Raw genomic sequence first — 18,827 nt, forward strand, 5'->3', positions numbered from 1 at the left:
TCGCGAAGCGCGCCGCGCCGGCCTGCGGTCTCACAGCTCGATGATCCCCCGCCTTGCCGCATGCGCGACCGCATCGGTGCGGCCGGTGGCGTCGAGCTTGTCGAGCAGCGAGCCGACGTGGAATTTGGCGGTGTGCACGGAGATGCCGAGGCTGCGCGCGATCTCCTTGTTGGAGCAACCCTCGGCCATCAGCGCCAGCACGTCGCGCTCGCGCGCGGTGAGCTGAAAATCATCGGTCGCGGCGCCGTCGATCCTGTCGTCGCCGCTGCGAGCCTCATCACTGCCACGCAACGGCGCGACGGCGACGTCGGCGCTCTCGCCGGGCGCGACCAGCGTCAGGCCCGTGACATTGCCGAGCAGCGCCGCCAGCCGGTCGGCCAGTTCGGCATCGTCGACCGCGATCGCGATCCTGATCGGCGCGCGCGCCTCCTCGCTCACGCCGGCCTCTCGCCGATGGTCAGGGCGAACTGCACCGGCTCGCCGGCACGCAGCGCTGCGACCTCGACGACGGCGCCGACGCTGTCCGGACCGAGTTCGCGCATCATCGCGCGCATGCCCCTGAACGGCTCCTTGTTGAGAGCGGTGATGACGTCACCCTGGCGCAGGCCGGCGGCCGCGGCCGGGCCGCTCTTGTCGAGGCTCATGATCATCGCGCCGATGCCGTCATCGAGCCGGACCGGCTGCAGGCCGGCGCCGAGATAGCCGCGAGCGATGCGACCATGCGTCTCGAGCTTCGCGGCGACCCGTTCGATCGTGGCCGCGGGAATGACGAGCGTGCGGCGCGGGCCGCGCACCGCCATGCCGATCGCATGACCGTCGGCGTTGATCACCAGGCCGCCTTCGGCGCTGTGCCGCAGCCTGGTGTCGAGCTCGATGCGCGCATCGATGTCGCCGCCGCGCAGGCTGCGCCAGGGACCGGCGGATTTCGACACCATCGCGAGCGCGGCCGTTGGCGTGCCGTGCTCGGCAGCGGCGATGACCGCGAGCGAGCCGAGCGCGGGCATCTCGCCGGAGAGTTGGGCCGGTCCCGCAGTGCCGCCATCGAAGCGGAGCAGGGCGATGTCGGTGGTGTGGTCGCGGCCCGCCACCGTGGCCGGCCTTTGCGTGCCATCGGCAAAGACGAGCACGATTTCGCCTTCGTCCGCCAGCGCCTCGTCGGCGGTGACGACAAGGCCCGGCTTCCAGACGAAGCCCGTGGCGCGGCTGCGGTGCGAGGAGACGGTGAGGACCACAGGCGCGGCTTGCGCGACGGCGGTCGTCAATGCCGACGATAGCGAGACGAGGGCGGACGGATCGGACATGGGACGCTCCAGAATGGGTCTGGTCCCAATTTGGCGTCTCCGAAGCGGTTTCGAAACTACCCGATCAGGTAGTCGACCGGCTTCAGAGCGTCGTCCGCGCTTTCGGCAGTGGGAAGGCGAGATCGCCGTGCTTCGAGGTCTTCAGCCCCAGCCCGACCAGCGCCTCGGCGAAGCGGACGGCGGCGGCGACGCCGTCGATCACGGGGATGCCGAGCTCGGTCGAGAGGTCGTGCGCGAGATCGGCCATGCCGGCGCAGCCGAGCACGATGGCGCCGATACCGTCCTCGCGCAGCGCCGCCCGGCATTCGCCCAGCAGCGTGCCGCGGACATTGGCCTCGGGCTTGTCGAGGTCGAGCACGGCGACGTCGACCGCGCGCACCCTGCGGCAATGCTGCTCCATGCCGTAATTGCGCACGAGGTGCTCGGCGATCACCTTGGTGCGCGACAGCGTGGTCACGATGCTGAAATGGGTGGCGACGAAGCTCGCCGCATGCATCGCAGCTTCAGCGATGCCGAGCACCGGCACAGCCGACAATTCGCGCGCGGCGAGCAGGCCGGGATCACCGAAGCAGGCGATCACATGGGCGTGGCAACCTTCTGCGTCTCCGGCCTCGACCTCCTTGAGCATGCCGACCGCGGCAATCGCCTCGTCGTAATGGCCCTCGATCGAGGCGGCACCGAACCGCGCGGTGCGGCCGACGATCCGCGTCGACGGGCTTGCGCTGCCCTGGGCCGCCTTGGCGATCAATTCGGTCATCGTCGCCGTCATGTTCGGGTTGATGACGTTGATCACGGTTTCGCTGTGGCGGCTCATCGTCGCGTCCGTCTGCTGTCGCATCCTGCCGTGTTCTAGCCGAGTTCCGCTGTTACGGTCGAGAGCCGTTCGCGGCGCAGAACGCGCAGACGTGAACGGGATTGAGCTTGCGAATTCTGCGATCGGATCCAGCTTGAAGTCCATCCCAGCCCGAGAGTCCCATGCTCCGTGTCGTCGTGCTCCTCCTGCTGATGGTGGCCGCTCCGGCCGCCGCCGACGCGCGCCGCCAGCAGATCAATCCGGTGCCGTTCGCGCACACGCCGTGCAGCGTGCTCGACGAGCAGCCGTGCACGCCGTCGTTCTGCAGCGTCTTCGGGCCGTGGCCCTGTATTCCCGAGATGAACTATCCCTATGGCCAGAACCTGCAACTCACGATCGAGAGCCGGCCCGCCAAGGATCAGGAAGCCAAATATCAGAAGCCGGATCACGATCTCGACACGATCGGCGATCTGTTCGCGGCGCTGCGCGCATGCTGGACGCCGCCGCCGGAGGACAGCGCCCGCGCGGGGATGCAGATGACGGTGCGCTTCAGCTTCAAGCGGACCGGCGAGATGATCTCGCCGCCGCGCGTGACCTTCGTGACCTCAGGCGCGCCGGCCGACACGCGCGCGACCTATTTGAAGGCCATCAATGCCTCGCTCGACGGCTGCCTGCCGCTGAAGTTCACAAAAGGCCTCGGCGGCGCGCTGGCGGGGCGGCCGATCGCGATCCGCTATGTCGACAACCGGGATTTGAAGAACACGTCGGAGCGGCAATAGCGCCCTGCCGCGCCGTCTCGCACGGCGCGAACCCCACCCACCGATCATTCGGGACGGACGCAACGCGTGCGAACCTCAGCTGGGCGATTGCGCAGCGGGGAATCTCGATATGGTTGCGAAGAACGCAAACCAATCTCGGGATTCCGGGTTCGACGCTGACGCGTCGCCCCGGAATGACGATGTGTGATGGCGAATCGGCAGCGTGCGGCTTGCAGGCGGTCTCCGCGCCACGTTGCGAGGCCGCCCCCGGAAATGATACCGATGCCCACGCACAGGTCGTGTGCATGCGAAGGGGGACGCCGTGGGACTTCTGGTGATGGTGGTGGGGCTGGTGCTGTTTCTCGGCGCCCATGTGTTCACGACCCGGCGCGGGGCGCGCGCGCAGGTCATCGCGCGGCTGGGTGAGAGCACCTACAAGCTCGTCTATACGGTCGTGGCCCTTGCCGGCCTCGCCCTGATCGTCTGGGGTTTTGCCGAGTACCGCCATGGCGGCGGCTGGATCCAGGTCTGGACGCCGCCGAAGGCGCTCAAGCACATCAATCTCGCCCTGATGCTGCCGGCGATGATCATGATCGTCGCCGCCTATATCCGCGGCCGCATCTACACCGTGCTGAAGCACCCGATGCTGGCGGGCGTGAAGCTGTGGGCGTTCGGCCACCTGCTCAGCAATGGCGACCTCGGCGGCATCATCCTGTTCGGCTCGATCCTGGCCTGGGCCGTGTTCGACCGCATCTCGCTGAAGCGCCGCGCTGATGCCGGCGGACCGCCGATTCCGGTCGGCGGCATCGGCAACGACGTCATCGCGGTGGTGGTCGGCATCATCGTCTATGCCGCGCTGGCCTTCGCGTTCCATCCTGTCGTGCTCGGCATTCCTGTCATCGGAGGTTAGCGATGTCGGTGCAGTCGACCGTCCGGCGCAAGACGGCTCCCGAGATCCGCGCCCGCAAGGGCGGCGAGCCGATCGTGATGCTGACGTCCTACCACGCCCATACCGCGGCGCTGGTGGATCGCCATTGCGATGTGATCCTGGTCGGCGATTCCCTCGGGAATGTGATGCACGGTTTCGAGACCACTGTGCCGGTGACGCTGGAAATGATGATCCTGCAGGGCTGCGCCGTGATGCGCGGCTCGCGCCAGGCGCTGGTGGTGGTCGACATGCCGTTCGGCTCCTACGAGGCGTCGAAGGAGCAGGCGTTTCATGCGGCGGTGCGGATCCTGAAGGAGACGCAATGCGGCGCGGTCAAGCTCGAGGGCGGGGCGCGGATGGCCGAGACGGTGGCCTTCCTCAGCGAGCGCGGCATTCCGGTGATGGGCCATATCGGCCTGACGCCGCAATCGATCAATACGCTCGGCTCGTTCCGTGCCCAGGGCCGCGATGAGGCGGATTGGGCTGCGATCGAGAACGACGCTGCGGCGATCGCACAAGCCGGCGCGTTCTCGGTGGTGATCGAGGCCGTGGCCGAGCCGCTGGCGCGCAAGATCACGCAGCAGATCGCGATCCCCACCATCGGCATCGGCGCCAGCGTCGCCTGCGACGGCCAGGTGCTGGTTTTGGAGGACATGCTCGGCCTGTCGCCGCGGGCGCCGAAATTCGTCCGCCGCTACGGCAATCTCGGTCCGGCGATCGACGAGGCGATCGAACGCTACGCGGCCGACGTGCGTACCCGTGCGTTTCCGGCGGCGGAACATGTCTACGGAATGAGGTCAAAGACCTGATGGGCGCCTCTCGCTTGGTCGTCCCGTTGGCGCGGTGGTGCGCGCGGCGTCACGGGATGAATCTCCGGCGCTGGCGGAGATAGCCAAGCGCGTCATCCCTTGGTTATGTTTCAGGCTGGTCCGCATCGCGGCGAACAACGACAAGAAGCCAAGCTCGGGGAAACTCCATGGACTGGTCGACCTATGTAACGCCGCCGATGCGGCGCGAAGCCCGTTTCGGCGATCGCGTGGTTCCGTTGTTCACGGAGCGGCCCGCGAACATCTGGGCCATGGTCGAAGAAGCGGTGGAGCGCAACGGCAACGGCGAGGCGCTGGTCTACGGGGCCGTGCGGCTGTCGTGGCGCGAGGTGATGGCGACTGCGGCGCGGATCGCGGGCGGGCTGCAGGCGAGGGGATTGCAGAAGGGCGACCGGCTCGCGGTGCTGCTCGGCAATCGCATGGAATTCGTGCTCACGCTGTTTGCTGCGGCCAAGCTCGGGCTGATCACGGTGCTGCTGTCGACCCGGCAGCAGACGCCGGAAATCGCCTATGTGCTGAACGATTGCGGCGCCCGGCTGCTGCTGCACGAGGCGGCGTTGGCCGACCGGTTGCCGGCCGCCACCGAGACGCCAGAGTTGGCGGCTCGCATTGCCGTCGACGATCGTCCGGCGCGGTCGGATTTTGCAGCGCTGGCCGATCATGCCGCGCACGAAAATCACGTCGAGGTGACTGAAGAGGACACTGCGATGATCCTCTACACCTCCGGCACCACTGGCCGGCCGAAAGGCGCGATGCTCGCCCATTGCAACATCGTGCACTCCTCGATGATCTACGAGGCGTGCCTGGGGCTGACGCCCGCCGACCGCTCGATCGCCGCCGTGCCGCTCGGCCATGTCACCGGTGTCGTCGCCAACATCACCAGCATGGCGCGCTGCGCCGGCACCTTGATCATCATGCCGGAGTTCAAGGCCGGCGAGTATCTGAAGCTCGCGGCGCGCGAGCGCGTGACCTACACGGTCATGGTCCCGGCGATGTACAATCTCTGCCTGCTGCAGCGCGACTTCGACAGTCATGATCTGTCGTCGTGGCGGATCGGCGGCTTCGGCGGCGCGCCGATGCCGGTCGCGACCATCGAGAAGCTCGCAGCCAAGATCCCCGGCCTGCGGCTGGTCAACGCCTATGGCTCGACCGAGACTACCTCGCCGGCGACCCTGATGCCGTCTGATCTCACCGCCCGTCAGATCGACAGCGTCGGGCTACCGTGTCCGGGCGCCAGCATCCTGGTGATGGACGGGCAGGGGCGGGAGCTGCCGCGCGGCGAGATCGGCGAGATCTGGATCGGCGGCGGCCAGGTCATCAAGGGCTATTGGAACCGGCCCGAGGCCACTGCCGAGAGCTTTACCGCCGGCTATTGGCACTCCGGCGACCTCGGCTCGATCGATGCCGACAATTTCGTCCGGGTGTTCGACCGGCAGAAGGACATGATCAACCGCGGCGGGTTGAAGATCTACTCGGCCGAGGTCGAATCGGTGCTGGCGAGCCACCCGGCGGTGGTCGAGAGCGCGATCATCGCCCGGCCATGTCCGGTGCTCGGCGAGCGGGTGCACGCGGTGGTCGTGACCCGCGAGCCGATGAGCGCCGAAGCCCTGCGCAGCTGGTGCGCCGAGCGGGTCTCGGATTACAAGGTCCCGGAAACCCTGACCGTGACCGTGGACCCTTTGCCGCGCAACGCCAACGGCAAGGTGATGAAACGGCAGTTGCGCGAGGCCTTGACGGCGTGATAGCCGCGTTCGGACCTTGTGGCAGAACCGGGGAGTAACGCCTTGATTCGGCTGGACTCGCCTTGCCACCGCCATGCCGATGCGGTATCGGCGCCGGCGCGCGGGCAACGGGCCGCTCGCGCGGCACTTCAAACCCATGCGCGCGCGCTCGCAGCGAACCTGACGGGATGTCCTTAGGTGTCTGAATTCATTGATGAAGTAGACGAGGAGGTCCGTCGGGAACAGCTCAAGAAGCTGTGGGACCGCTACTCGATCTTGATCATCGCCATTGCCGTGCTGATCATCGCCGGCGTCGGCGGCTGGCGCGGCTACCAGTATCTCGAGGGTCAGAAGGCGGCCGAAGCCGGCTCGGCCTTCAACAAGGCCCTCGAACTCTCCGAGCAGAACAAGCATGCCGAGGCGGAGAAGGCCTTTGCGGATGTCGCGGCCACGGCCCCATCGGGATACCGCATGCTGGCCCGCTTCCACCAGGCCGCCGAGGCCGCGATGCGCGACAAGGCGGCTGCCGTGAAGCTCTATGACGAACTCGCCGCCGACCGCAGCATCGGGGCCGAGCAGCAGTCGATGGCGCGGCTGCGCGCGGCCGGCCTGCTGGCCGATACGGCGCCTTACGCCGACCTCAAGCAGCGCCTCGAAGGCGAAACTGCGCCCGGCGCGCCGTTCCGCCACGCCGCCCGCGAATTGCTGGCGCTGTCGGCGTGGAAGGCCAATGATGCCGCGGCGGCCCGCCAATGGCTCGACATGATTGCGCTGGATGGTGAGACCCCGCCGGGCCTGCGCTCGCGCGCTGAAGCGCTGCAGGCGCTGTTGCCTGCAGTCGCCAAGAGCTGATCGCGGACCTCGCGACGGCGAAACCGAGTTGATTGGAACGACGATCATGCGCCGCGCCCAACGTGCCATTGCCCTGACGGTCCTCATTGCGCTTTCCGGCGTGCTGGGCGGCTGCGCGAGTGGGGGAAGTTTCGACCCCTCGGACATGCTCGACTTCCTGGACACCAAGAAGAAGCTGCCGGGCGACCGCAAGCCGGTGTTCCCGGAGGGCGTGCCGGGTCTCGAGCAGGGCGTGCCGAAGGAACTCTACAAGGGTGCCCAGCAGCAGCCGATGACCGACCCGGGCGCTCAGGCGGCTACGCCGCCGGCGCCTCCGGTGGAGGAGCCCAAGGGTAGAAAGGGCCGGCGGCAGGCGGCCGTGAACAACCCGACGACGGCCGATCCGCAGGATGGCGAGGCTGCCGCGGTCGAGGAGGGCGCTGCCGCCGTTCCGCCGGCACCGAAGCCCAAGAAGATCGTGCGCCGCCGCACCACGGCACCACCGCCGGATGATGCTGCCCCGGCGCAGCAGCCGGCGGCCCAGCGATCCGGCGGCGGCTTCCCGGCGCCGATGCCGAGCGGCTCCTTCAGCCGTTAATCTCACCTGCGAATCGGCGGATCGCCCGTTCGGTTTTGCGGCCGAATGCGCTAAAGCTGCGCGCTCACGCGCACGGATCATCATGCCCTTCACCATCGCCATCATCGGCCGGCCCAACGTCGGCAAGTCGACCCTGTTCAACCGTCTGGTCGGGCAGAAGCTGGCGCTCGTCGACGACATGCCGGGCGTCACGCGCGACCGCCGCGAGGGCGAAGCTAAGCTGTTCGATCTCAACTTCACGATCATCGACACCGCCGGCCTCGACGAGGGGCCGAAGGGCTCGCTGACCGCGCGCATGCAGGAGCAGACGGAGACCGCGATCGCGCTCGCCGACGCGCTGTTCTTCGTGATCGATGCCCGCATCGGCCTGACGCCCGCCGACCGCGCCTTCGCCGATTTCGCCCGCCGCGCCGACAAGCCGGTGCTGTTGCTCGCCAACAAGAGCGAGGGCAAGCATGGCGAGCTCGGCGCCATGGAATCTTACGCGCTCGGCCTCGGTGATCCCATCCAGATCTCGGCCGAGCACGGCGAGGGCATGGGCGAGCTCTATGACGCCGTCAGCAAGCTCGTGCCGCCCACGGACGATGAGGAGGACGAGCACGAGGAGACCGACGAGGAGCGCGCCAACAGGCCGATCCGGGTCGCGATCGTCGGCCGTCCCAACGCCGGCAAGTCGACCCTGATCAACCATCTGCTCGGCGAGGAGCGGCTGCTCACGAGTCCCGAGGCCGGTACGACGCGCGATTCGATCGCGGTCGAAATCGAGTGGAAGGGCCGCGGCTTCCGCATCTTCGACACCGCAGGTCTGCGCCGGCGCTCGCGCATCGAGGAGAAGCTGGAGAAGCTGTCGGTGGCCGATGCGCTGCGCGCGGTGCGCTTCGCCGAGGTGGTCGTGCTGATGATGGATGCGCAGAACCGCTTCGAGGAGCAGGATCTGCGCATCGCCGATCTGATCGAGCGCGAGGGGCGTGCGCTGGTCATCGCCGTCAACAAATGGGACCTGATGGACGGCAACCCCGGCCAGATCTCGATGCTGCGCCGCGATGCCGACCACTGGCTGCCGCAGGTCGCGGGCGCGCCGATCGTGGCGGTGTCGGGCCTGATGGGCGAGGGCATCGACCGGCTGATGCAGGCGATCGTCGAAGCCTACGCGATCTGGAACCGGCGCGTGCCGACCGCGGCGCTGAACCGCTGGTTCGAGCAGGCGATCGCCGACAACCCGCCGCCGGCGGTGTCGGGCCGCCGGCTCAAGCTGAACTACATCACCCAGACCAAGGCGCGGCCGCCGAGCTTCGTGCTGTTCTGCTCGCGGGCCGACGCGATCCCGCAATCGTACCTGCGCTATCTCACCAACTCGATGCGCGAGACCTTCGAGCTGCCGGGCACGCCGGTGCGCATCACGCTGCGCGAGAAGGCCAACCCGTTCGCGCACAAGCGCAAGCGGCCGAACTGATCAGTTGCGTCAGCGGAAGCGGTCCGGCCATGGAAGCAAGCCCGCCGAGCGTCGCGACAGAAGATGCGACGGCCCCACGCCGCGGCGCCGTCGCCTTCATCTTCGTCACCATCCTGCTCGACATGCTCGCGCTCGGGCTGATCATGCCGATCCTGCCGAAGCTGATCGAGAGCTTCGTGGGCAACGACACTGCGCAGGCGGCCCGCATCTTCGGCCTGTTCGGCACCGCCTGGGCGCTGATGCAGTTCGTGTTCTCGCCGGTGCTCGGCAGCCTGTCCGACCGCTTCGGCCGGCGGCCGGTGATCCTGCTGTCGAACTTCGGCTTGGCCGCGGACTACGTGCTGATGGCGCTGGCGCCGTCGCTCGCGTGGCTGTTCGTGGGGCGCCTGATCTCCGGAGTCACCTCGGCCAGCATCTCGACGGCTTTCGCCTACATCTCCGACCTGACGCCGCCCGACCGGCGTGCGGCGATCTTCGGGCGCATCGGCGCGGCGTTCGGCGCGGGCTTCGTGCTCGGTCCTGCCACCGGCGGCCTGCTCGGCGACATCGACCCGCGGCTGCCGTTCTGGGCTGCAGCCGCGCTCGGCTTCGCCAACGCGCTGTACGGACTTCTGGTGCTACCGGAATCGCTGCCGTCAAAGCGGCGCAGTCCGTTCCGATGGCGAGCCGCGAGCCCGCTCGGCGCGCTGCAATTGCTGCGCTCGGATCGCATCCTCGGCGGACTGTCGGTCGTCAACTTCATCACCCAGCTCGCTCATGTCGTGCTGCCGTCGACCTTCGTGCTCTACGCGACCTATCGCTATGGCTGGGATACGCGCACGGTCGGGCTGACGCTGGCGATGGTCGGCATCTGCGCCATGGTGGTGCAGGGCGGGGCGGTGGGGCTGATCGTCCGCCTGCTCGGCGAGCGCGGCGCGCTGATGCTCGGCCTGTCCGCGGGGACGGTGGGCTTCCTGATCTTCGGCCTTGCGCCGACCGGGCCGTTGAGCTGGCTCGGCATTCCCGTGATGGCGCTGTGGGGCGTCTCGGGCGCGGCCATGCAGGCTTTGATGACCCGCCTCGTCCCACCGGACAGACAGGGCCAGCTACAGGGCGCGACGTCGAGCGTGCAGAGCGTGGCCCAGCTCGCAGGTCCCTTCCTGTTCACGCTGACCTTTGCCTATTTCATCGGAGCGGCCGCGCCGGCGCATCTACCCGGCGCGCCGTTCCTGCTGGCGTCGGCGTTGCTGATCGTCGCTCTCCTGATTGCGGTGCGGACGCTGTCCTCGGCAAAGAGCAGCTAGACTAGCGCGCCGGCCTGAAGGTTCTCATCCGGTGACTCCACCGATGCAGCTCTCGCGCCCTCGCGGGACGGGGATTGCACACGCTTTAAAATAGGTCAATAATGCTGACATAAATAGCCGGATCAGGGGAGGAATATTGGTGAGCTGGAAGCCCGTCTACGCGCGCCGCGCGGATCGCATGAAGGCATCGGAGATCCGCGAGCTGCTCAAGGTGCTGGAGCGGCCCGGCATGATTTCGTTCGCCGGCGGCATCCCCGATCCCGCGCTGTTTCCTGCAGCAGCGGCGGCGCAGGTCTATGCCGATGCGCTGGCGTCGCCCGACGTGGCTTCCGCTGCTCTGCAATATGCGGTCAGCGAGGGCTACGGTCCGCTTCGCCAGTGGATCGCCGAGCACATGACCACGCAGGGCATAGCGGCCTCGCCAGACAACATCCTCGTCACCGCGGGATCGCAACAGGCACTCGATTTTCTCGGCAAGCTGCTGCTCACGCCCGCGGATACGGCGCTCGTCACCGTTCCCACCTATCTTGGCGCGCTGCAGGCCTTTTCGGCCTACGAGCCGCGTTACGATTCGATCGGTCCACGCGCTGCGAACCGCACCCCGGCCTCCTACGCGGACGAAGCCGCGAAAGAAGCTGCGGGGGCGCGCGTGAAGTTCGTCTATGTCGTGCCGGACTTTGCCAATCCGACCGGTGAGACGCTGTCGCGTTCGGCGCGCGCCGATGTCCTGGATCTCGCCGGCGAGCTGGACGTGCCGGTGTTGGAGGACAGCGCCTATTCTGCCTTGCGTTTCGACGGCGACGAGATGCCGTCGCTGCAGTCGTTGGACGTCCGTCGCCGCGGCTCGCTCGATGCTTCCCGCGTCATCCATCTCGGAACGTTCTCGAAGACGGTCGCGCCGGGCCTGCGCATCGGCTGGGTTTGTGCATCGCGCGCCATCATCAGCCGTCTCGTCCTCATCAAGCAGGCGAGCGACCTCAACGTGTCAGCGATCAATCAGATCGTGATGCACAGGCTCGTGAAAGACGGAGGGCATGCCGGGCTGATCGCACGGGCGCGCGCGCATTATCGGCTCAAGCGCGATGCGATGCTGAGGGCACTCGAGGCACAGATGCCGTCAGAAGCGAGGTGGACGCGCCCCGACGGCGGGTTCTTCGTCTGGCTCACCCTGCCGGACGGCGTGTCCGGTGCCGCCTTGCTCGACCGGGCCGTGAATCAGGCCCAGGTGGCGTTCGTTCCCGGGGCTGCCTTCTTCCACGACGGCAGCGGCACCAACACGATCCGCCTGTCCTATTCGCTGCCCGAGGAAGCCGTGATCGAGGAAGGCATCGGCCGCCTCGCGAGTCTGCTGCGCTGACGATGACGTGATTCTGCGCAGCGAATGTCGTATCGTCTGCGCAGCGGCACTGGCGGGACGCGATGCTAATCCACCGCATCCCGCATCGGAGCTATCGGCTTACTTCTTCACCAGCGGGCACTCGCTGGCCTCGAGCGGCTTGGCGGCATCCTCAGGCGCGATCTTGGCGATCAGCTTGTAGTAGTCCCACGGATATTTGGACTCTTCGGGCTTCTTGACCTCGAACAGATAGGCCGGGATCAGGCGGCGGCCGTCGGCGCGCAGCGGGCCCTTGCCGAACAGCGGATCGTCGGTCGGAATCTCCTTCATCTTGGCCACGACCTTGGCGCCGTCATGCGGATTGCCGCCGAGTGCCTCGAGCGTCTTCAGGTAGTGCAGCGCGCCGGCGTAGACGCCGGCCACCGTCATCGACGGCATCGTGCCCTTCGGTGACAGCTTCTGGAAGCGGTTGGACCAGGTGCGGGTCTGCTCGTTCAGGTCCCAGTAGAACGACTCGGTGAAGGTCAGGCCCTGCGCGACCTTGAGCCCGAGCGCATGCACGTCGTTGACGAACAACAACAGTGCGGCGAGCTTCTGGCCGCCCTGGACGATGCCGAATTCCGAGGCCTGCTTGATCGAGTTGGTGGTGTCGCCGCCGGCATTGGCAAGCCCGATGACCTTCGCCTTCGACGATTGCGCCTGCAGCAGGAAGGACGAGAAGTCGGCGGTGTTGAGCGGGTGCTTCACCGAGCCCAGCACCTTGCCGCCACTGCTGGTCACGACTGCGGAGGTGTCGCGCTCCAGCGCATGGCCGAAGGCGTAGTCGGCGGTGAGGAAGAACCAGGTGTCGCCGCCGGCCTTGGTCAGCGCCTTGCCGGTGCCATTGGCGAGCATGTAGGTGTCGTAGGTGAACGAGATCGTGTTGGCGTTGCAGGCCTTGCCGGTGAGGTCGGCAGTGGCCGCGCCGGAGTTCAGGAGGATCGAGTTCTTCTCCTTGACCAGATTGGAGACGGCCAGCGCCACGCCGGAGTTCGGCGTGTCCATGATCACGTCGACCTTCTGGGTGTCGATCCACTGCCGGCCGATGTTGACGCCGACGTCGGGCTTGTTCTGGTGGTCGCCGCTGATGACCTCGATGGTCCAGCCCTTGGCCTTCAGGCCTGAATCCTCGACCGCCATGTTGACGGCTGCGACCGAGTTGGGCCCGCCGATGTCGGCATACAGGCTGGACATGTCGTTGAGCACGCCGATCTTGACGACCTTGTCGTCGGCGAAGGCGGAGCCGGCAAAGCTGAGCGTGGTGGCAGCAAGCAACGCGGCCATCCGCCGCGTATGAGACGTTGTCATCGAAGTCCTCCCTGGTGTCGTGTCACGGCGGGGCTTCTTGGGCGCCCTTTGCCGTCGATCTCCCTGGATAGCCGGTCTTGTGAGTTGCGGCAATGCGCCAAAAGGCGCGAGACGCGCGCAAGGTTTGTGCGTTTCGCTTGAGCGTTAACGCAGGGCGTCCGAGGTCAGCCGGAATTTCTGGATGCGCTTACCGGTGTCGACCTCGGCGGTATAAACGTTGCCCTGCCGGTCGACAGCCATCGCGTGCACCCAATGGAATTGGCCGGCATTGCGGCCATTGTGGCCGAAGCTGCCAACCACGCTGCCGTCATCCCGCCTGATGATGCGGATCTCGTTGTTCTCGCCATCGGCAGACAGCAGGTAGGTCTGCTTCGGATCCGGCCAGATCGCGATGTCCCACACCGCGCCATTGCCGAGCGTGTTCTTTTCGAAGAACCATTCGGTCACGAATGTCCCGTCCTTCCTGAACACCTGGATGCGGTCGTTGATGCGGTCGCAGACATAGACGAGACCATCGTCGGCGATCTTCACGCAGTGCACGGGATTGCCGAACTGCTGGGCGACCGGTGCCTTGGGATCATACGGTGGCTGCTTGGCATCATCAGGGACATGGCCGTAGGCTCCCCAATGCCGCTTGTAGGCGAGGGTGGTGGCATCGAACACGATGACGCGGCGGTTGCCGTAGCCGTCGGCGACGTAGATCTCGTTCGCCTCCTTGTCGATCGCTGTCTCCGCGGGCTTGCCGAGCTGGGTGGTGTCGTTGGAGCCCTTGCTCGGCGCCATCGTTCCGATCTGAGCGACGAACTTGCCATCGAGCGTGAACTTCAGGATGGCGTTGTCATTGTCGGCATTGCCGCCGATCCAGACGAAGCCGCGTTCGTCGACCTCGATGCCATGCTCGCGGCCGACCCATTCATAGCCCGGGCCCGGGCCGCCCCAGGCGCGCAAGAGATTGCCGTCGGTATCGAATTCGAGCACCGGGGGCGCCGGCATGCAGCATTTCGATCGCGGCGGATTGAGCGTGGCGCCTTTCTCGTCGTCGGTCAGCGAGCGCGGCCGGTGAATGACCCAGATGTGGCCCTGGTGATCAACCGTGATGCCGCCGACCTGGCCGAGGATCCAGTTGTTGGGGAGCTGCTTCGGCCAGGACGGCTCGACCGCGAACGCGGGCACCTCCGCTGCGGCGCTGGTGCTGCGAGAGAAGAGGACGTTGCCGGCCGCAACGGCGAACAGCAGAATGACCAGGGCAGGCCTTGTCGCGCGTCCGCGTCGTGCTCGCGTCATACCGTCCTCCCCGATATGTGCTGCCGTCATCCGCTTATGAGCGCAGTCAATCGCGAGCATGGCGGAGTGTCAATCGCGCGGGGGGACGCCGATCGGCAGGCTCAGACGGGCGCCTGCTCCACAGCTTCCTTTTTCGGCGGCGTCGGCAACGTGGGCGGCCGCAGAAAGCGCGTCAGCATGAGCCGCAGATGCTCACTGCTCTGCTTGATATCGACCGCCGGATTGCGGATCGGCAGCGCACGTGCACCGTCGACGATCACGAACAGGATGTTCGCGGTCGCCTCGGGATCGAGGCGGGGATCGACCTCGCCGCGGCCCTGTGCCTTGGTGAGGAAGTCGACCAGCAGCGCCCGCATCGCGCGCGCATGCGCGTGGACGATGGCGGCAAAGTCGGCATTGCGACAGGCCTCGGCCAAGGCCTCGGCGCTGAGGACCTGGGCCTGCGGCTGGTGAATGCTGGCGCTCTCGAGCTCTTGCACCAGGGCGTCGATCACGTCGGGCGAGGCCAGGATTGCCTGGAGGCGCGATGCAGCGTGGCTCAGATTCTGCTCGACCAGCGCCTGGATCATCGCCTCCTTGCTGGGAAAGTAATGATAGAGGTGGCCCGGGCTGATCTTCGCCGCAGCGCAGATGTCGGTGGTGCTGGCGCCGTGGAATCCGTTCCTGACGAAGCACGACAGGGCGGCCTGGAGAATCCCCTGGCGCTTCTGCTCGTGCTTGACCGGATCGACCTTTCTCATCGCGCTTCCCGTCGGGCCAACTCTCGCCACATTCGTCGTTTCCGCCAACTGCTTGTAATATAAAATAATATTTCTCGCCGCTCTAATCTAGAGAATTTGATCTAGTTTAGTTGGACAAGCGCTGCTGCTTGTGAGACTTAATTAGAGTGAGCTATCTATCAATGGGTCTCCCCGCTACGATGCGTCTCGCTCCGCTGAAGTCGACGGCCCTGATTTCCCTGGCGCTGGCAACGGCCGGCTGCGCCACTGCTCCGCTCGAGCGGGCCGGCTCGCTCAAGAATTACGATCGCCTCGCCGATGCCAACGGCCTGGTGACGCGCGCGCAGATCAAGGCCAACAAGAAGGAGCTGCTCGAGGCCAAGACGATCCGGATCGAGCCGACCGCGTTTCCGCCGCGTCCCGACATCGCCCTCGACGAGAACGAGCGCAAGCTGGTGGCCAACGTCATCAGCCGCGAAATGTGCCTGCGTCTCAGCGAGCGATTCCAGATCGTCGGACCCCGCGAGGAGGCGGATCTGACGGTCAAGGCGACCGTCACCCATGCCACGGCGACCAACGCGACCGCATCGGCAGCCTCGCAGGCGGCGTCCATCGCCAAGAGCGTCGCGCTGCCGGGCGTTCCCGTGCCGGTGCCCCGGCTGCCGGTCGGGCTCGGCACGCTGTCCGTCGAGGCCGAGGCGCGCGACTTTGCCGGCTTCCAGAAGGCCGCGATGGTGTGGGCGCGCGGCGCCAACTCGGTCTCCAATGCGCGGATGGCCAATGACGGCGACGCCTACGACCTCGCTTCCGAGTTCGGCGCCGACTTCGCCAAGCTGGTGTCGACCGGCGAGTCGCCGTTCTCAGGCGTCCCGTCGCTGGCCTCGCTGCCTTCGGTGTCGAGCGTGCCGGCCAAGCTGGGTGGCGCTCCCAAATATGCCGCATGTGAGCAGTACGGACGCTTCCCCGGCCTGAAGGGCTTTGTCGGTGCCGGTCTGGGCCTGCCGCCGGGCTGGACTGACAAGGGCGCTGACGAGGCCAGGCCCGACGCGCCGCAGCCGTCGCCGGAGATCGCAAGCGTGGAGCAGCAAGCGTCGCGATGAAGTCTGCCGCCTCGTTCCGCGCGCTTGTCCCGCGCATCCTGCTCGCGTTCGCCGCGTCGCTGCTGCTGGCGGCCTGCGCAGCCATCATGCCGCGCAACGCGCTGCCGGAAGCGGCTGCCGTCAGCGCCGACCCGGTCGGCTTCCGCAACGTCCGCTACTGGGGTGATGAGCCGGCGCCGCGCTTTGCCGAGGCCGCGATGTCGCGCGCGTCGGCCGAAATCCCGATCTCGCGTCCGCTGAATTTCCTCGCGATCTCCGGTGGCGCCGAGAACGGTGCGTTCGGCGCCGGGCTTCTGGCCGGCTGGGGCGAGGCCGGGAACCGGCCGTCGTTCGACATGGTGACGGGCGTCAGCTCCGGCGCGCTGATCGCGCCGTTCGTCTTCCTGGGGCGCGAGCACGATGACAAGCTGCGCGAAATCTTCACCGCCTATGAGCGCAAGGACATTTTCACGGTCAACATTCCCGGCCTGCTCCAGGGCTCGGCGCTGGCCGACAACACGCCGCTGTCGCGGCTGATCGAGAAATATGTCGATCGCGAGTTTCTCCGCGACGTCGCGCGCGAGAGCAGCAAGGGCCGGGTGCTGCTGGTCGGCACCACCAATCTCGATGCGCAGCGTCCGGTGCTGTGGGACATGGGCCGCATCGCAGCAGCCGATACGCCAGAGGCGATCGCCCTGTTCCGTCAGGTGCTGCTGGCCTCCGCGACCGTGCCGGGCGCCTTCGCCCCGGTTCGCATCAAGGTGCGGATCGGCGACAAGGACTACGACGAGCTGCATGTCGACGGCGGTGTCACCCGGCAGGTGTTCATCGGTCCCTCGGTGCTGCGCCTCGTCTCCGGCCGCGGCCCGCGCAGGAGCGTGAGCGGCGCACATCTCTACGTCATCCGTAACGCCCGCATCGATCCGCAATGGGACAGCGTCGGCGCCGACGTGCTCTCGGTGACGCAGCGCTCGCTGTCGACCCTGATCAAGAACCAGGGCATCGGCGACATCTACCGCATCTACTCGGTGGCGAAGTTCAACGGCATCGACTTCAACCTCGCCAGCGTGCCGGCCGATTTCCAGGTCAAGGCCGACGGCCCGTTCGATCGCACCTACATGACTGCGCTGTTCGATCGCGGCCACGACATGGGCCAGCGCGGCTATCCCTGGGTGAAGAGCCTGCCGGGGCTGCAGTCCAACGAGCACGGCATCACGGCGCAGGGGGCCACGCGCACGATGGCGGCGGCCGCGCGATGAACTTCCGTCAGACCTGCTTGCCATTTGCGCGACACGTGACCTTGCGTTCGGCGCTGGGGAGTGCGGCGCTGTTGACGTCCGTGCTGCTCGGCGGCTGCGCGACCTCGGGCACGACGCCATCGTCCGACACGGCGCAGTACGGCAATACGTACAACTATCTCCCGGTGAACGACGTGCCGCATGACGACCAGCGCCCGGTGCTGACGCCGGAGCAGCAGGAGAAGCTGCGCAAGGAGCTGACGGCAGTGCGCGATCGTCAGGCGCCGGCTGCGGCGAAGGCGTCTGCGGACAAGGCTGCGGCGGCCAAGCCTTCCGCGGCGAACTCTGCTGCCGCCAATCCGACCGCAAGATAACAACGAGATTCCGGATTCAAGGCCTGCGGCCTTGCCCCGGAATGACGGTGGTTGCGCAGGGCTACGCCGGCGGCTGGAAGCTCTTCAGGGTGCGCGTCTTGTACTCGTAGAGCTTGCCGGTCTCGGTCCACGACGGCAGGCACATCGGCACGATGAACTCGGCGACCTGCTCGGGCGTTTCGAGCGTCATCGGATCTTCGCCGGGGAACACCGTGGCGCGCATGCGGGTCCGGATCGGGCCCGGGCTGAACAGGTTCACGCGCAGCGGCGTCCGCTCGGTCTCGTGCGCCCACACCCGTGCCAGCGTCTCCAGCGCGGCCTTGGTGACGGCGTAGGGGCCGAGATAGGCCTGGGCCTTGTGGGCGGCACCTGACGTGAGAAACACCGCGCGGCCGGCGTCGGAGGCCTTCAGCAGCGGCTCCATGCAGCGGATCAGCTGGAAGTTGGCGGAGAGGTTGACGGCGACGACGTCGTTCCAGGGCTTCAGGTCGATATGGCCGAGCGGCGACGACGGGCCGGGCACGGCGGCATTGCCGACGAGAATGTCGAGCTTGCCGTGACGCTCGTGCAGCGCGGCGCCGAGCCGGGCGATGCCGTCGTTGTCGGTCATGCTGAGCGGCACCAAGGTGGCGCCGTTGCCGGTCTCTTTCCGGATCTCGTCGTCGAGCTCCTCCAGCCCGCCCTGGGTGCGGGCGACGGCCACGACATGGGCGCCGGCGCGGGCGAGCGCGCGGGCGGTCGCATGGCCGATGCCGCGCGAGGCGCCGGTGACGAGGGCAATACGGTTGGCGAGGGGAAGGGTCATGGTCGCAAATCTCTGACGTCGTCGTCCCGGCGAAAGCCGGGACCCATACTCCGCGGCGGTTATGAGGGAGTTGGCTGTCTGTGGCTAGTCCTGCCCGCCAAGGACGGCTGGCGATGATGGGTCCCGGTTTTGGCCGGGACGACAGCTCACGA

The 18,827-nt window shown here is 67.1% G+C and carries 19 protein-coding genes; 12 read left to right on the forward strand and 7 right to left on the reverse strand.

Annotated features, from left to right (window positions below; genetic code table 11):
* Positions 1 to 30: 30 nt before the first annotated feature.
* The 3 genes from QX070_RS22805 to QX070_RS22815 form a co-directional block, all read right to left on the reverse strand.
* Complete coding sequence (locus tag QX070_RS22805; RefSeq protein ID WP_315739348.1) at positions 31 to 438, reverse strand: response regulator transcription factor; 408 nt, start codon at positions 436 to 438, stop codon at positions 31 to 33.
* Positions 435 to 1,301, reverse strand: coding sequence for a S1C family serine protease (locus QX070_RS22810; protein WP_315739349.1), 867 nt, complete (start codon positions 1,299 to 1,301; stop codon positions 435 to 437). Before QX070_RS22810 ends, QX070_RS22805 begins: the two co-directional genes overlap by 4 nt.
* An 82-nt stretch (positions 1,302 to 1,383) precedes the next feature.
* Positions 1,384 to 2,115, reverse strand: coding sequence for an aspartate/glutamate racemase family protein (locus QX070_RS22815; RefSeq protein ID WP_315739351.1), 732 nt, complete (start codon positions 2,113 to 2,115; stop codon positions 1,384 to 1,386).
* A gap of 161 nt (positions 2,116 to 2,276) precedes the next feature.
* On the opposite strand from QX070_RS22815, the gene QX070_RS22820 reads away from it, so the two are divergent.
* From QX070_RS22820 to QX070_RS22860, 9 genes are all read left to right on the forward strand, one after another.
* Positions 2,277 to 2,873, forward strand: a complete 597-nt coding sequence (locus QX070_RS22820) for a hypothetical protein (protein ID WP_315739352.1) — start codon at positions 2,277 to 2,279, stop codon at positions 2,871 to 2,873.
* Positions 2,874 to 3,174: 301 nt separating this feature from the next.
* On the forward strand, positions 3,175 to 3,762 hold the full coding sequence (locus QX070_RS22825; protein ID WP_315739353.1) for an NnrU family protein: 588 nt from the start codon (positions 3,175 to 3,177) through the stop codon (positions 3,760 to 3,762).
* Positions 3,763 to 3,764: 2 nt separating this feature from the next.
* Positions 3,765 to 4,589 (forward strand): 3-methyl-2-oxobutanoate hydroxymethyltransferase, encoded by an 825-nt coding sequence (gene panB / locus QX070_RS22830; protein WP_315739354.1) that lies wholly within the window; start codon positions 3,765 to 3,767, stop codon positions 4,587 to 4,589.
* Between the two features lie 167 nt (positions 4,590 to 4,756).
* Positions 4,757 to 6,349 (forward strand): class I adenylate-forming enzyme family protein, encoded by a 1,593-nt coding sequence (locus tag QX070_RS22835; RefSeq protein ID WP_315739355.1) that lies wholly within the window; start codon positions 4,757 to 4,759, stop codon positions 6,347 to 6,349.
* A gap of 177 nt (positions 6,350 to 6,526) precedes the next feature.
* Positions 6,527 to 7,180, forward strand: coding sequence for a tetratricopeptide repeat protein (locus tag QX070_RS22840; RefSeq protein ID WP_315739356.1), 654 nt, complete (start codon positions 6,527 to 6,529; stop codon positions 7,178 to 7,180).
* 46 nt (positions 7,181 to 7,226) lie between these two features.
* A complete protein-coding gene (locus QX070_RS22845; RefSeq protein ID WP_315739357.1) occupies positions 7,227 to 7,757 on the forward strand; it encodes a hypothetical protein in 531 nt (176 codons plus the stop codon).
* An 82-nt stretch (positions 7,758 to 7,839) separates the two neighbouring features.
* Positions 7,840 to 9,210, forward strand: a complete 1,371-nt coding sequence (gene der, locus QX070_RS22850) for a ribosome biogenesis GTPase Der (RefSeq protein WP_315739359.1) — start codon at positions 7,840 to 7,842, stop codon at positions 9,208 to 9,210.
* Positions 9,211 to 9,239: 29 nt separating this feature from the next.
* Positions 9,240 to 10,493 (forward strand): TCR/Tet family MFS transporter, encoded by a 1,254-nt coding sequence (locus QX070_RS22855; protein WP_315739361.1) that lies wholly within the window; start codon positions 9,240 to 9,242, stop codon positions 10,491 to 10,493.
* 136 nt (positions 10,494 to 10,629) lie between these two features.
* Positions 10,630 to 11,850, forward strand: a complete 1,221-nt coding sequence (locus tag QX070_RS22860; RefSeq protein WP_315739362.1) for a PLP-dependent aminotransferase family protein — start codon at positions 10,630 to 10,632, stop codon at positions 11,848 to 11,850.
* A gap of 99 nt (positions 11,851 to 11,949) precedes the next feature.
* On the opposite strand, the gene QX070_RS22865 is transcribed toward QX070_RS22860, so the two are convergent.
* The 3 genes from QX070_RS22865 to QX070_RS22875 form a co-directional block, all read right to left on the reverse strand.
* Positions 11,950 to 13,176, reverse strand: coding sequence for an ABC transporter substrate-binding protein (locus QX070_RS22865; RefSeq protein ID WP_315739363.1), 1,227 nt, complete (start codon positions 13,174 to 13,176; stop codon positions 11,950 to 11,952).
* Positions 13,177 to 13,320: 144 nt separating this feature from the next.
* Positions 13,321 to 14,460, reverse strand: coding sequence for a hypothetical protein (locus QX070_RS22870; protein ID WP_315739364.1), 1,140 nt, complete (start codon positions 14,458 to 14,460; stop codon positions 13,321 to 13,323).
* A 101-nt stretch (positions 14,461 to 14,561) separates the two neighbouring features.
* Complete coding sequence (locus QX070_RS22875) at positions 14,562 to 15,200, reverse strand: TetR/AcrR family transcriptional regulator (RefSeq protein ID WP_315739365.1); 639 nt, start codon at positions 15,198 to 15,200, stop codon at positions 14,562 to 14,564.
* A gap of 161 nt (positions 15,201 to 15,361) precedes the next feature.
* Here QX070_RS22875 and QX070_RS22880 point away from each other — a divergent pair, with 161 nt between their 5' ends.
* The 3 genes from QX070_RS22880 to QX070_RS22890 are packed head-to-tail and all read left to right on the forward strand — an operon-like array spanning position 15,362 to position 17,870.
* Positions 15,362 to 16,279: a DUF3313 family protein gene (locus QX070_RS22880; protein WP_315739366.1), complete on the forward strand. Its 918-nt coding sequence runs from the start codon at positions 15,362 to 15,364 to the stop codon at positions 16,277 to 16,279.
* The gene (locus QX070_RS22885) at positions 16,276 to 17,517 is read left to right on the forward strand and encodes a patatin-like phospholipase family protein (protein WP_315739367.1); all 1,242 of its coding nucleotides are present in this window, start codon (positions 16,276 to 16,278) and stop codon (positions 17,515 to 17,517) included. The genes QX070_RS22880 and QX070_RS22885 overlap by 4 nt, the downstream gene beginning before the upstream one ends.
* Before the next feature lie 35 nt (positions 17,518 to 17,552).
* Positions 17,553 to 17,870 carry a hypothetical protein gene (locus tag QX070_RS22890; protein WP_315739368.1) on the forward strand — a complete coding sequence of 106 codons (318 nt, stop codon included), beginning with the start codon at positions 17,553 to 17,555 and terminating at the stop codon, positions 17,868 to 17,870.
* Positions 17,871 to 17,931: 61 nt separating this feature from the next.
* Here QX070_RS22890 and QX070_RS22895 read toward each other — a convergent pair whose 3' ends face one another.
* On the reverse strand, positions 17,932 to 18,675 hold the full coding sequence (locus QX070_RS22895; RefSeq protein ID WP_315739369.1) for an SDR family NAD(P)-dependent oxidoreductase: 744 nt from the start codon (positions 18,673 to 18,675) through the stop codon (positions 17,932 to 17,934).
* Between the last annotated feature and the right edge of the window lie 152 nt (positions 18,676 to 18,827).

The sequence above is a fragment of the Bradyrhizobium sp. SZCCHNR1093 genome, assembly GCF_032381175.1.
Lineage (GTDB): Bacteria > Pseudomonadota > Alphaproteobacteria > Rhizobiales > Xanthobacteraceae > Bradyrhizobium.

What these genes read in the sequence shown, in the direction of transcription:
- QX070_RS22855 (WP_315739361.1), top strand. Translation starts at nt 9,240, where the DNA reads ATGGAAGCAAGCCCGCCGAGCGTCGCGACAGAAGATGCGACGGCCCCA.
- panB (WP_315739354.1), top strand. Translation starts at nt 3,765, where the DNA reads ATGTCGGTGCAGTCGACCGTCCGGCGCAAGACGGCTCCCGAGATCCGC.
- QX070_RS22875 (WP_315739365.1), bottom strand. Translation starts at nt 15,200, where the DNA reads ATGAGAAAGGTCGATCCGGTCAAGCACGAGCAGAAGCGCCAGGGGATT.
- QX070_RS22835 (WP_315739355.1), top strand. Translation starts at nt 4,757, where the DNA reads ATGGACTGGTCGACCTATGTAACGCCGCCGATGCGGCGCGAAGCCCGT.
- der (WP_315739359.1), top strand. Translation starts at nt 7,840, where the DNA reads ATGCCCTTCACCATCGCCATCATCGGCCGGCCCAACGTCGGCAAGTCG.
- QX070_RS22880 (WP_315739366.1), top strand. Translation starts at nt 15,362, where the DNA reads ATGGGTCTCCCCGCTACGATGCGTCTCGCTCCGCTGAAGTCGACGGCC.
- QX070_RS22870 (WP_315739364.1), bottom strand. Translation starts at nt 14,460, where the DNA reads ATGACGCGAGCACGACGCGGACGCGCGACAAGGCCTGCCCTGGTCATT.
- QX070_RS22895 (WP_315739369.1), bottom strand. Translation starts at nt 18,675, where the DNA reads ATGACCCTTCCCCTCGCCAACCGTATTGCCCTCGTCACCGGCGCCTCG.
- QX070_RS22815 (WP_315739351.1), bottom strand. Translation starts at nt 2,115, where the DNA reads ATGAGCCGCCACAGCGAAACCGTGATCAACGTCATCAACCCGAACATG.
- QX070_RS22885 (WP_315739367.1), top strand. Translation starts at nt 16,276, where the DNA reads ATGAAGTCTGCCGCCTCGTTCCGCGCGCTTGTCCCGCGCATCCTGCTC.
- QX070_RS22810 (WP_315739349.1), bottom strand. Translation starts at nt 1,301, where the DNA reads ATGTCCGATCCGTCCGCCCTCGTCTCGCTATCGTCGGCATTGACGACC.
- QX070_RS22865 (WP_315739363.1), bottom strand. Translation starts at nt 13,176, where the DNA reads ATGACAACGTCTCATACGCGGCGGATGGCCGCGTTGCTTGCTGCCACC.
- QX070_RS22845 (WP_315739357.1), top strand. Translation starts at nt 7,227, where the DNA reads ATGCGCCGCGCCCAACGTGCCATTGCCCTGACGGTCCTCATTGCGCTT.
- QX070_RS22820 (WP_315739352.1), top strand. Translation starts at nt 2,277, where the DNA reads ATGCTCCGTGTCGTCGTGCTCCTCCTGCTGATGGTGGCCGCTCCGGCC.